The sequence below is a fragment of the Gemmobacter serpentinus genome (assembly GCF_008973825.1).
GTDB lineage: Bacteria > Pseudomonadota > Alphaproteobacteria > Rhodobacterales > Rhodobacteraceae > Gemmobacter > Gemmobacter serpentinus.
The window spans coordinates 1-11,507 of record NZ_WCHR01000061.1; the positions used below are offsets into that span (position 1 = coordinate 1).

10 protein-coding genes and 2 pseudogenes are annotated in these 11,507 nt (G+C 62.9%); 7 read left to right on the forward strand and 5 right to left on the reverse strand.

Annotated features, from left to right (window positions below; genetic code table 11):
* Both GBJ34_RS20995 and GBJ34_RS20235 read left to right on the forward strand, forming a co-directional pair.
* Positions 1–591, forward strand: a 591-nt coding sequence (locus tag GBJ34_RS20995) for a hypothetical protein (RefSeq protein WP_226341314.1), incomplete at its 5' end; no start/stop codon positions are given.
* Between the two features lie 75 nt (positions 592–666).
* On the forward strand, positions 667–972 hold the full coding sequence (locus tag GBJ34_RS20235) for a hypothetical protein (protein WP_151720974.1): 306 nt from the start codon (positions 667–669) through the stop codon (positions 970–972).
* Between the two features lie 263 nt (positions 973–1,235).
* Here GBJ34_RS20235 and GBJ34_RS20240 read toward each other — a convergent pair whose 3' ends face one another.
* From GBJ34_RS20240 to GBJ34_RS20270, 5 genes and pseudogenes are all read right to left on the reverse strand, one after another.
* A complete protein-coding gene (locus tag GBJ34_RS20240; RefSeq protein ID WP_151720975.1) occupies positions 1,236–2,348 on the reverse strand; it encodes an IS110 family RNA-guided transposase in 1,113 nt (370 codons plus the stop codon).
* Between the two features lie 300 nt (positions 2,349–2,648).
* Positions 2,649–3,005, reverse strand: a pseudogene (locus GBJ34_RS21000) (IS110 family transposase); the annotation flags it as partial.
* A gap of 405 nt (positions 3,006–3,410) precedes the next feature.
* Positions 3,411–3,650 (reverse strand): hypothetical protein, encoded by a 240-nt coding sequence (locus GBJ34_RS20255; protein WP_151720976.1) that lies wholly within the window; start codon positions 3,648–3,650, stop codon positions 3,411–3,413.
* Between the two features lie 355 nt (positions 3,651–4,005).
* Positions 4,006–4,317 (reverse strand): annotated as a pseudogene (locus GBJ34_RS20265) (transposase); the annotation flags it as partial.
* Positions 4,318–4,407: 90 nt separating this feature from the next.
* Entirely contained in the window at positions 4,408–5,427 is a 1,020-nt protein-coding gene (locus GBJ34_RS20270; protein WP_151720977.1) for an ATP-grasp domain-containing protein, read from the reverse strand.
* Between the two features lie 351 nt (positions 5,428–5,778).
* Between GBJ34_RS20270 and GBJ34_RS20275 the strand changes: the two genes are divergently transcribed.
* The 5 genes from GBJ34_RS20275 to GBJ34_RS20295 are packed head-to-tail and all read left to right on the forward strand — an operon-like array spanning position 5,779 to position 11,436.
* The gene (locus tag GBJ34_RS20275; protein ID WP_151720978.1) at positions 5,779–6,414 is read left to right on the forward strand and encodes a vWA domain-containing protein; all 636 of its coding nucleotides are present in this window, start codon (positions 5,779–5,781) and stop codon (positions 6,412–6,414) included.
* Between the two features lie 24 nt (positions 6,415–6,438).
* On the forward strand, positions 6,439–7,074 hold the full coding sequence (locus GBJ34_RS20280) for a vWA domain-containing protein (protein WP_151720979.1): 636 nt from the start codon (positions 6,439–6,441) through the stop codon (positions 7,072–7,074).
* Between the two features lie 9 nt (positions 7,075–7,083).
* On the forward strand, positions 7,084–8,157 hold the full coding sequence (locus tag GBJ34_RS20285) for a TerY-C metal binding domain-containing protein (protein WP_151720980.1): 1,074 nt from the start codon (positions 7,084–7,086) through the stop codon (positions 8,155–8,157).
* Between the two features lie 23 nt (positions 8,158–8,180).
* Entirely contained in the window at positions 8,181–10,025 is a 1,845-nt protein-coding gene (locus GBJ34_RS20290; RefSeq protein WP_151720981.1) for a PP2C family serine/threonine-protein phosphatase, read from the forward strand.
* Between the two features lie 10 nt (positions 10,026–10,035).
* Positions 10,036–11,436: a helix-hairpin-helix domain-containing protein gene (locus tag GBJ34_RS20295; protein WP_151720982.1), complete on the forward strand. Its 1,401-nt coding sequence runs from the start codon at positions 10,036–10,038 to the stop codon at positions 11,434–11,436.
* The last annotated feature ends 71 nt before the right edge of the window (positions 11,437–11,507 follow it).

The window sequence follows — 11,507 nt, forward strand, 5'->3', positions numbered from 1 at the left end:
CCCGCAGCGCGCCGCCTTGGGGAAAAGGTCACATGGGTCAGTTCTCAATGGAAATTACGCGCCCAAATGGGTCACTTCTGGGCGGAACTCAACAGCGATTGGGTGCGCAGTGACTTGTTGGCCCTGTCTGGGCGACGGCGTGCCGATCTTCGCAACCCGGTCCAAAGCCGGAAGGTCGTCGATGATCTTGAAGGCTTCTATGAAGCGGCAGCCAAGCTGATCGATCACGCTCGAACGCGTGAGGCAGTCTATGAGAACGACCGGTTGCTGCGCGCCCTTGGGTCGATGGGTCGTATCATGCAGTCGGATGGCAAGGTTGAGTTCCGGGGTGATGCGCATGCTGAGCGGTTCGCCGATGAGTTGCGCCGGCGGTATGGAAAAGGGGTTGTGGCGGAGCTCGCCAGCGGGCGGACAGAAGCGATGGCCGGTGACTTTGCGGATGCGGACCAGCGGAAGTGGATTGCGCGGGCGGTTATTTCCGCGGCTAAGTCGCATGTGGCTTTCGGACTGACCTTGAGAGAGGCGAGGAGGGCGGAGCAGAGGCCGGCAGAACTGCCTGAACGATCTGAAGAGCTAGACTGGGGATTGTAGTGGTGATTTCGCCCTCAGTCAGTAGCGGCAACACAATCACTAGGTGTAAGATCAGAGACAAATGTCCAACTGCATATGGAGAAAGCGATTTTGGCAGATGAACCGATTGACGACATCATCAACTGGTCTGACAGCCAGGCGCCTTGGCGCCAGGACTGTCTCCGCCGCCTTGCCACGACAGCTGACTTGGCGCAGGCTGATTTCGACGAGCTACTTGCAATGGTCAAGGCTGCCGCTGGTTTCACGCTGGCTTCGCCGCCGCCTGTCGTAGTGCCCTTCGCCAAGGCACATTTCGGCGGTGGTGCGCATACACCCATCATTTTCAAGCGTGTGGGCAACATTACAGGGGTCAACCTGCTTATTGACAAGGCATCGCTCTGATGTCTTTTTTCAAGTATTTTCTCATGCAATCAGGGACGCCAAGGCGTTTTCTGCGAACTGGGCGCCCAAGGGTGGGCACGAGGTCTGAAGACGTCGGTGAACAAGCTCTGATGCGCGGGCTGGATACCGCATGACCGATTGTGCGTCTCGGGGCTATTCCTGTCTTACAACGGGCGTCAGCACGAAGCTGGCCACAAAGCGATTGTCGGATATTCCCCTGCCGTTGACCTCGCGCCCGCCGTTGGGCGCATGTGGTGCTAAGTTCAGTGCGCGGGCATGGTGCGGCGGGCAATGTCCCACATGAACGCCGCCATTTCCCGCGCAATGGCCGTTGTCACGACAGTCGATTTCTTTCCGCGCTGAACCAGCTTTCGATATCGAGCAGTAAGGCGCGACTGGGCTTTCCAGGCAATGTCCTGAATCTCCGCCGGCTGCTCCTTGAGGATGTAGAGCTTTCGTTCGCCTGGTCGTGCCTGCAGGCGGTAGGTCCAGGCGCCCTCGATCAGCTTGTGGCGCACCCGGGCATTGCCTGCCCGGGTGATGCTGCCACGCCTCGTCGTCTGACCCGTCGAATACTCGCTCGGCACCAACCCCAGGTAGGCCATCAGCTTGACGGGTGTCTCGAACCGCCGCACATCACCGATCTCGGCCATGAAGGTGACGGCGCTTATAAGGGCGACACCCCTCAGTGCCTGGAGCGCATTCACCGCCGGTGCCAGATCCCATTCCGGCACCAGGGCCTCGATGTGCCCGGTCAGCCGTTCCAGGCGCTCTGTTGCGTTTCGTTCGGCCTGCAGCATCTCTTGAAGAGCGATCTGATGGGCGGGATGGTCGAAGGCCAGACTTTGCAGCCATCGACGATACCGCATCGTCCACGGCTTGGTCCGCTGATAGGTTCGCCCGTGGCGCAGCACGAAGGCAGAGACGAGCTGTCGCTTGTGGCGCTGATCCTCTGCCGCACTTTCCCGGGCGCGGACCAGATCGCGCATCGCTTCATACGTCTCATCAGGAACCCAGACCGGTGTTAGCTCGCCTGCCCGCAGCAGGCGCGCCAGACGCATGGCATCCAGCCGGTCCGTCTTGACCCGCTCGCCAGCGCGCACCGGGATCAGCGAGGGCGCGACCACGCAGCAGTCATAGCCAAAGGCCCGCACCTGCCTGTAGAGACCATATCCTGTCGGCCCGGCCTCATAGCAGACAGACACATTTCCCCGCCCCGAAAGCTTCTTCAAAAGCTTGTCGACGCTCCCCGGGGTGTTCTCGAACGTGCCCAGACTTAGGACCTCGTCACGCCGCTCACCAGTGGCGATCGCCACCGCGAGCCTGTCCTTTGACACGTCTATACCAACGTAAATCGATGCTTGTGCTTCGGGCATGCCTTTCTCCATCGCAAAAGGACGGCACCAACCGTCCAACGATCAAGATACGCTATGATCCGTCAGCGGCGGGCCGGTGAAAAAAGACATGCGGTCTTACTTTTTGCCCAAAGGCGCTTACGATCGTCTATGGCCGCAATGGCAGCGGCAAGAGCGGCTTTGTCCGAATTCTGCGCACTGCCTGCCGCACCCGGATTGAGAACGCACAGACACTCAAGGTTCTGGCGGATGTATATGGCAGCGGAACTGCTCTCCAGTCAGCGGAGATCGTAATTGATGCGGGCAGCGGCGATGTTCCGATCACTTGGACTCCCGGTATGCCCGCGGCTCCCGAGCTAATGCAGGTAGCTGTTTTCGATACCAGCTCAGAATGTCGATGCATTCATCCACCAGCAGCTTGGGCAAACTCGCTGCATGTTCAGCCAGCCATGCAGTCATACGCGTCGTTTGGTTCATGCCGATAGGAAACACGACGCCATATTCGTAGAAGTTGGCCCGTAGGGCGTTCATCAATTCCGTGCGCTGCCGAACCAGCCTCTCTCGCCCTCTAAAGACGGCCGCGCGGGCCTGCTGCTGCTCGGACTTAGGCGAGACAAAGCGCATCTCCGGCTGGCGTGCGGCAATGACGATCGCCTCAGCATCAGCGGCATCGTTCTTCTGCCTTTTGAGGAAGGGACGAAGGGACGAACATACTGCGGCGCAATGAGCCTGGCCTCATGACCAAAAGACTGAGCTTCCCGAGCCCAATATCTGGCGCTCCCGCAGGCCTCAAAGACCACGAGACTGGCAGGTAAACTCGTCAAGAATGCGCGAAACTGCTCTCGGCTGAGCTTTTTCCGGTAGACAAAGTCACCCGAAGGGGTCGCGCCATGCACCTGAAAAATGCGCTTAGCCAAGTCCACGCCAATGATCATATCCTTCATAGACCGTCCTCCACTGAATGTGCTGCAGGACAAGCATCGCACAGATGCAGCCTGCGGATACGGGAGCGGACGGCAACCACCCCATCTATTCAGACCAAGTACGAGGGTGGTTTGCCTCTTCACTGACTTGTAAGCCGTATCACCTTGAATCTCGGCTATTGACAGGCTCCTCGGGCCTTGTTTCACACGGAAAAATCGCCAATCTTTGATCTCGAAAAATGTCCTTGGCCCGCCTTACCACTTCGCCTGCCAAGACATCGTCCAGCGGGCCATCTTCAAGTTTCATGATCGTGTCGATGCTCGTTCGAAGTTCGATTGCGGCCTCAACTGGCCCCCAGCCCATCAGGATGCAGCCCGTCTTGAAGGCCCAACGTTCCATGTTGCCCTGTCTCTTTGCTCTCACGTCAGAAGTGACGAGAAGGCGTTAACATTAGGTTAACATCTGGGTATCGCCAAGCGACGGACTCAAGGAATTTCACCGGCACGCCCGCGCCTGATCGCGCAGCACGACATAGCCACTCAGCATCCGGACGATGATGGCACCTTCTGGCAGCGCCTCGACCTCGTCGGCGGCCCGCGCCTAATCGGCTGCCGTGTAGTCGACCACGGGCGGACAGGGCGCGCGGGCGTCAGAACCGCCCATCGCGCAGCCGGTCAGCCAGAGCATCGCGATCAGGAGGGCGGCGGCGTCGAGCATCTGGCGGTGGATGGCATCGTTTCTCTCTCGGGCATCAATCGGCCCCCAGTTCGTTCAGCGTCAAAGCCTCGGCGCGCAGATCCTTCACCTCGCCTGTATTCGCCTGGCGGGCCGTATCACCGGCCAGCCGATTCTTGCCGGCTTCGAGAAATTCCTCCGACCAGCTGTAATTCAGGCTTTGGGCGATCCCTTCCTTGCGGCACAGCTCAGCAATGCTGTCCTCACCACGAAGGCCGGATAGCACGATCCGGATCTTCTCCTCGGACGAATGAAACTTGCGCGTCGCACGCCGGATGTCCTTCACGACATGCTCGGCAGGCGCCTTCGTCGTCACGGGTTTCTTCATCATCTTCAACTCCAACTGGGGTAAAGATGAGCCGCAAGCCCTCCGCTAGGCAATCACGCTAAACTGTCCCATTGGCGCTGATGGCGGACACGCTCACGCAGTCCAGAAGACCTCCCGCCGCCCCGCCACAACATCGCCCTCCACCCGCTCGGGCACGCCCGGCATGTTACCCTCCAGCGCGTTCAGAAAGAGAGCGGGCAAGTTCACGTTCGTTAAGCCGGTCATCCCGATTCCGCCAGACGTGCGACTGTTCACCTCAAGGAGACGCTGGGCCCCGGTCGCGTCCTCCATGGTCTGGAGATTGAGGACGCCGGACAGACCGAACGTGCGCGCAATCAGGCTCGCAAGATCCTCCCCCCACTGGTCATGACATATCTTCTGAGATGTCAGGGTCTTGACGCGGGTCGCGGTCCCGAGGAGGCGCCCGTCCAGACAGGCGAAGTCGACGCTTCGCTCCTGTCCCGGAATGAGCGGCATCAGCATCATCTCCTCCGCGCCTGGAAGCGCCGCCAGCATTGCGCGAAAAGCGGATTCGGGGACCTCAAGCGTGGAGAGGGCGGAGAGGGGGGTATGATCGCTGATCCGCTCGCGCAGGATCCGGAATCCCGCCCCATAGATTCCGGAGGCCGGCTTCACGCAGAGGTCGCCGGGGTGATCCGGAAAAAGATCGCCGGCTGCGCGCAGTTGCTCATACTCCGCAACCCCGCGAAACAGCCGATACGGGGTGATCGGAACCCCGGCCTCCGCCATCCGATCAAGGAGTTTGGGCTTCTCCTCCAGAAGCCGCATCGTGTTCTCTTCCGATGCGGTGAGGAGCCGGACCCCGCGCTCCGCGAACTTGCCCCGGAACCGGGCCATCTCATCGCGCCTCCGGTATGGGATCACGAGTTCCGCCTTCTCGGCGAGGGCGATCCCTAGAAGCCAGTCCGCGTAAGCGTCCGGCGTCATTCTTCGCGTATCTGACGGCTCGGCCAAGAACCGGTCCGCGACGAGTCGGATCGGGGTGTCGCGCCGCTCATGGGTCGCGATCACGAAGAGCCCGGGCCGGGCCCGACGCATCAGCTCAATCACGTCCGCCGCCCCCGATATATGATGATTAAACAGGATTCGCATGATCACCCCCATCCGGAGCAGGTTGTCAGGCTGGAGTTCGCAAGAATTCCCCAGACGTCTGGAGCGTTTTGCGCGAGCAGGACGGGGTTTACAACTGGGGATGAAGGTTTGTTTCGTCGCTGATAGGGTCTCAAGCTGATTTTAAGAGCAACCCCTTTAGAGAGCCTTGCATTGATCCGGACTCCTGACTAGCGTCACGGAGAAGTGAAATAACACATTTCCTATTTCTGTCCGAAGGATAGGTGGGTTATCCGTCTGGCCATTGAGGCCTCTCTTTCGGATCAGCCGATCGCGGACGGGGTTGCAACACGCCGTACCGCTGACGCGGTGCGGAGCTCAGGAGAACTCAAGATGCGCCGTCTTCCCGTCTACCTTGTCCTCGACGTCTCGGGCTCCATGCATGGAGAGAAGATCGAGGCGGTCCGCAACGGTATGCAGATGCTTGTCAGTACGTTGCGGACCGACCCGTATGCGCTCGAGACCGCCTACCTCTCCGTGATCGTGTTTGATGACACCGCGCGTCAGGTGGTGCCCTTGACCGAGCTGATGGCGTTCCAGCCGCCCCATGTGGAGGCCGGCTCAACGACATCGCTCGGGGACGCGCTCCGGGTGACCAAGGAGTGTATCGAACGGGAGGTCCGCAAGACGACGACGGACAGCAAGGGGGACTGGAAGCCGCTCGTCTTCCTGATGACGGACGGGCAGCCGACGGACGACTGGCAGAAGGGGCTCACGGAGTTCCGCAAGATCAAGCCTGGAATGGTGATCGCCTGCGCGGCAGGCCATGATGTCGACACTTCGATCCTCAAGCAGATCACCGAGGTGGTGGTGTCCCTCGACACCGCTGACAGCTCGACGATCAGCGCCTTTTTCAAATGGGTCTCCGCCTCCATCTCGACCAGCTCGAAGAAGATCGACCTGGCGAAGTCGGAGTCCACCCAGCTCAGTGAGCTCCCCCCGCCGCCCCCGCAGATCACCTTGGTCTGATCCGGAAGAACCGAAAGGCGTCGCGTGAGAAGACTCCCCGTATATCTGCTGCTTGACACCTCCGGGTCGATGCGTGGCGAGCCGATCGAGGCCGTGAACACCGGGATCCGGGTCATGGTGAGCGCGCTTCGGCAGGACCCGCATGCGCTGGAAACGGTGCATGTCAGCATTATCACTTTCGACGCGGACGCGAAGGTGGTGACCCCGCTCACCGCGCTGGATGAACTCCAGCTGCCGCATATCACGACCCCGCAGTCCGGCCCGACCCATCTCGGGTTGGCCCTTGAGACCCTTTGCTCTCAGGTCCGGCGCGAGGTTATCCGGTCTACGGCGGAGCAGAAGGGGGACTGGGCACCATACCTGTTCGTCATGACGGACGGGAAGCCGTCAGACTTGCAGATGTTTGAGCAGCAGTGCCCGAAAGTGCGTGCTCTCGGTTTCGCCAACATCATCGGCTGCGTCGCGGGCCCGAAGGCCCGCAAGGAGGACCTCACCCCGCTTTGCGACCACGTCGTCGCGCTCGACACGATGGACAGCGCCGGCTTCACCAGCCTCTTCAAGTGGGTCACCGCAGCGATCTCCGGCGGGAACCGGTCGATGGGGGCCACCTCGACGGTCAGCCTGCCGCCGCCGCCGCCCGAGATCCAGATCGTGCTCTGAGGAGGTCTGATGCGCCGACTCCCGATCTTCCTTCTGGTCGACGTCTCCGAATCGATGGTCGGGGAGACCCTGTACAAGCTTGAGGAGGGGATCGGGGCGGTGGTCTCCACCCTCCGCAAGGACCCCTACGCCCTCGAGACGGCCCACCTCTCCGTCATCGTTTTTGCCGGGAAGGCGCGAACGATCATCCCGCTCACGGAGCTGTTCGCGTTCCACCCGCCGGAGCTCCCGGTCGGGGGCGGGACCGCGCTCGGCGCGGCCCTCGATCACCTGATGAACGAGATCGACCGGACCGTCGTGTCAAGTCGCCCTGACCGGAAGGGGGACTGGCGTCCCATCGTCTTCCTCCTGACCGACGGGGCCCCGACGGATGACGTAAGCCGGCCGATCGACCGCTGGAACCGGTCCTACGGGTCCCGTGTCAGCCTCGTCGCTGTGTCCATCGGCGGCGGTGCGGACCATGCGGTTCTGAAACGGCTCACCGAGGAGGTGATCGTGTTCGACGACACCGCCCCGGACGCCTTCGCCCGGTTCATCCGATGGATCTCCATGTCAATACAGTCCCAGAGCCGGAGTGTGAGCGCGGGTCAGGACGGGAAGGTCAGCCTCGCCAAGGCGGAGGAGGGCCTTCTTGCGCCGGTTGAGCGCGCGGGCGCCCTCACCCCGTTCTCCGGGGTCGATGATCGGTTCGCGGTCTTTCTCGGACGCTGCGCGAAAATGCGCCTCCCCTATGTGGTCAAGTTCGAGCGCCATCTCGGCCGGTTCGAGACGCGGGATCCGGCGCTCGCGAAGCTGCTTGAGACGAGGAGCTACGTGCTGAACACGGCGGTCCCGGTCAAGAACAGCTATTTCGACCTGACCGAGGAGGGGGGGGCTGCGCACTCGGTCAGCTCGGACCAGCTGATCGGTCAGCCGGCCTGCCCGCATTGTCTGGCCCGGTTCGGGATGGCGGTCTGCCGCTGCGGCGGGATCCACTGTCTCGAGGGGGAGGGGGAGCGGACCTGCCCCTGGTGCGGTAATACGGGCCATTACGGTTCTGCGGCCTCCGGGGCCGGGTTTGACATCGGACGGGGGCGGGGATGAGCGGATTTAGCGTTGAGGCGGCCATGCGTGTGCTCTTCGAGGCGCTGCGGGCTGAGAGGGTGAGCCCGATCGAGGACGGGCTAGCGGGAATGACCGGTCTCTCGCCAGAGCAGCGGCTTTTGCTTGCGGGATTGGAGTACGTATCGTCCCGGGGGGAAGCGCCGGCGCGCGAAGCAGTGACCCTATCGGAGACGCCCCTTCCGGACGCGGCCCTTCCGGAGGGACCAGAGGGGGCGAGGGCGGACGCGCCTGAAGATCCCGGTCCCCGGGCGCCTCAAGCCCCGGACGTGGCCGCGCTCACGCCCGGAACGGCCGATCAGCTGAGCCCCACCGCAGAGGGGGCAGTCCTAATTGAGCCGTCTGGCGCTCAGGAGGAGGCCCCTCAGGTCGACACAGAGCCGGACCGGTTGACGTCGGACCAGTCTTCGGCGGTTGAGCCGATTGAGACGCGCGATCCGCATGAGCCGGAAGCGGCGAGTGAGGGGATGGAAGCGGACGGCGCCGCGATGCAGCTGACGCCAGAGCCCGCCCCTGAGGCCCAGACGGTGCCGGATCCTGACTCTCAAGCTCAACAATCCGTAAACCCTGCCGTTGTAGAGAACCTTGTAGAGGTTCCACAGCCCGGCGGCGTGCCCGTGATGCCCGCGCGGGCCTCAACACAGGGGGATGCCGCCGTGACACCGCTGGAGACCGTAAAGAAGACCGTCTATCTGAAGAACGCGAGGATGAACGAGCCCTATGTCGGGCTGATCGAGGTGCCGGGCCTTCGGGGCGCACGGCTTCTGGATGACGGGGGGACCGGTCTTCTGCTTGATGGGGAGGCCGGGACTCTCAGCGGGCAGCCGGGCGCGAGCGGGGACTTCGTCGTCCGGATTCAGGGCCTTCTCGCGGGCCGCCGCTGTGACGTGCACGCCAATCTCGCGGTGATCCCGGACCCGCGGTCGCTCTGGATCTCGAAGCCGCATGATCCCACCGCCCCCTTCGCGAAGGAGGATGAGGACAGCGGCGTCAGCCGGGGCGACCTCCTCTGCGTGGCGGCGAGCAAGCGTGGCCGCTCGCACGCTCGTGAAGGGCTTTTCCGCGATGACGATTTCGCCCTCTGGACCGGCGGTACGGGCGGCTGGAACATCGCGGTGGTGGCGGACGGGGCCGGATCGGCGAAGTACTCCCGTCGCGGGTCCCAGATCGCGGTCCGGACGATTGTCCGGGACCTGCCGCCTCTTCTAGAGGAGCAGCTCACCGGCCAACTTGACGGGCTGGTCGCCGAATACCTCAAGGGGGTTGAGGGGGCTGAGGAGCGGATCAGGACCCAACTCTACCTGTCCCTCGCGACCGCCGCGTTCAATGCGGCGAAGGCGATCGGGGAGGAGGCGACCCGGGTGGACGAGCGCGCCAGCGCCTTCTCCACGACGCTCGTCCTGAGCGTGGCCCGCAAGGGGCCGCACGGCTGGTTCATCGCCGGGTTCTCGATCGGGGACGGCGGGGCGGCGATCTTCGACCTCCCCTCGCGGACGGTGAAGACGCTCACCCTCGCCGACAGCGGGGAGTTCGCCGGCCAGACCCGGTTCCTTCAGAAGTCCGAGTTCGCTGCGGGTTATGAGGAGGTGGCCAAGCGGCTCTTCTTCGACGTGCGGGACAGCTTCACGGCGGTCCTGGCGATGACGGACGGGATCACGGACCCGAAGTTCCCGACCGACAGTGCATTCGCGAGCGCCGACGTGTGGAGCAGCTTCTGGGAGACGGACCTGTCCCAGTCGGTCCTGCTGAGCCGGGAGAACACCGCCCTTGAGCGGGAACTCCTTGCCTGGCTCGACTTCTGGTCCCCCGGAAACCACGACGATCGCACCATCGCGATCATGTTGCCATGAGGAGGGTCGGTTGACGATCGTCAAGCTCACCACCACGGACGGGCAGCCCGTCGAATACCGCGATGAGATCATCGGTCAGGGCGGGATGAAGGACGTCTACTTCAGCCCGGACCGGTCCTACGTGGTCGCCTTCTTTCGGGACCAGCTCGACTTCCAGGGCAAGGAACGGCTCAAGTCGATCGTCGGCGCTTACCGGGACGGGATCTACAATCAAAAAGGGGGGGATTACTGGCGGGACCTGTTCTGCTGGCCAACCGGGATCGTCGAGAAAGACGGTCGGCTTGGCGTCGTGGCCCCCGTTTACCGTCCGCACTTCTTCTTCTCTCACGGGTCCGTCAACAACGACATGCTCGGGATCAAGGGGAAGGAGAAGGAGGGGAAGTGGTTCGCGAGCGCCTCGAACCGGGCGAAGTTCCTGGCCCCGGAGGAGAAGGGGAGCTGGCTTTCCCACCTCCAGATATGCCTGATGATCAGTCGGGCGGTACGTCGGCTCCACGCGGCCGGGCTCGCCCACTCCGACCTCTCCTACAAGAACGTCCTGGTCGACCCGTCCACCGGGAAGGCGTGCATCATCGACATCGACGGGCTCGTCGTACCCGGGAAGTTCCCGCCGGACGTGGTCGGAACACCGGACTTCATCGCCCCGGAAGTGATCGCGACGCAGCACCTGAGCAAAACGGACCCGGGCCGGAAGCTCCCGTCCGCGCTGACGGACCGGCACGCGCTCGCCGTTCTGATCTACATGTATCTGTTCTACCGCCACCCGCTGCGGGGCAGCAAAGTGCACGACCCGGACTCGACGAAGGATGAGGAGCTGTCGATGGGGGCCAAGGCCCTCTTCGTCGAGCACCCGACCGACACGAGCAACCGGGTTCGCCCAGATCATCTGGGCAAGTTCCAGGTCCCGTGGGGGGATCCGGCCCGGATCCCTTATACGGTCGCGGGCCCGCTGCTTGCGGAGCTGTTCCGGAAGGCGTTCGTGGACGGGCTGCACTCCCCTCAGGACCGCCCGACCCCGTCAGAGTGGGAGAACGCGCTGGTCCGGACCATGGACCTGATCCAGCCCTGCTCGGCCAAATGCGAGATGGGCTGGTACGTGTTCGACAACACGACGGCGCCCCGCTGCCCCTGCTGCGGAACCCCTTACAAGGGGGCGCTCCCGGTGCTGAACCTCTATTCGAGCCGTCACGCCGGCGCCTATCAGGCAGACAACCACCGCGTCATGGTCTGGGACGGGCAGTCCCTGTTCCCGTGGCACGTGAACCGCAAGATCTTCCCGAACGAGCACCTCACCCCGGATCAGCGTCAGCGGGTCGGGTACTTCCAGCGGCATCAGGGGGACTGGTTCCTCGTGAACGAGGGGATGCCCCAGATGCATGACGTCGGGGTGTTGATTTCCACGCAGAACTGACCCGGGTTTTCCGTCGAGAACTGACCCACCTGAGGGTTATGTTCCGGGGTTCAGGCTTGGGTCAAGGGCTG